Source organism: Aquipuribacter hungaricus, from assembly GCF_037860755.1.
GTDB lineage: Bacteria > Actinomycetota > Actinomycetes > Actinomycetales > JBBAYJ01 > Aquipuribacter > Aquipuribacter hungaricus.
Genome location: NZ_JBBEOI010000499.1, coordinates 1 through 726, shown reverse-complemented (window position 1 = coordinate 726; position 726 = coordinate 1). Strand labels below are relative to the sequence as shown.

The 726-nt window shown below is 78.8% G+C and carries 1 protein-coding gene; it reads left to right on the top strand.

Annotation, left to right across the window (positions count from 1 at the left end):
* A partial coding sequence (locus tag WCS02_RS20855) for a M48 family metalloprotease (protein WP_340296221.1) occupies positions 1-726 on the top strand: 726 nt, incomplete at both ends.

The window sequence follows — 726 nt, the reverse complement described above, 5'->3', positions numbered from 1 at the left end:
GCGGCCGTCGTGCTCACCCCGCCCGGGCGCCGGCTGCTCGCGCTCGCGCGGCGGGTCCCCGGCGGGCTCGTGCCGCAGGTGGCCGCGCAGGTGCTGGCGGTCCTCGTGGTGGTGCTGCTCGTGCGCTGGCCGTTCGGGGTCTGGTCGGAGACCGTGCGGCGCGACGTCGGCCTGTCCGTGCAGTCCTGGGGGCGGTTCGCCCGCGACCGCCTGGTGTCCGCGGGCCTGGACGCCGTCGTCCTCGTGCCCGCGGTGCTGGCGGTCGTCGTCCTGGCCCGCGCCCTGCCGCGGTGGTGGCCCGCGGCGGCGGCGGCCGGGGGAGCGGTCCTCGTCGTCGTGCTGTCGCTGCTGTACCCCCTGCTCGTCGAGCCGGCGCTGGCGGACCTGGCGCCGCTGGAGGACGGGCCCGTCCGCACGGAGGTCGAGCGGCTGGCGCAGGAGGCCGGGGCGCCCGTGGACGACGTCCTCGTCGCCGACACCTCCACCCGCTCGACCACCGTCAACGCCTACGTGTCGGGGCTCGGGCCCACCCGGCGGATGGTGCTGCAGGACACCTTGCTGAGCACCATGACGGCCGAGCAGGTGCTCGCGGTGGTCGCTCACGAGACCGCCCACGCCGCTGCCGGCGACGTGCTGCGCGGCACCGCCGTGGGCGCCGCGGGGACGGCCGCCGCCGTGCTGGTCCTGGGCTGCGCCGCGGTCGCCGCGACCGGGACCGGGCGGGCC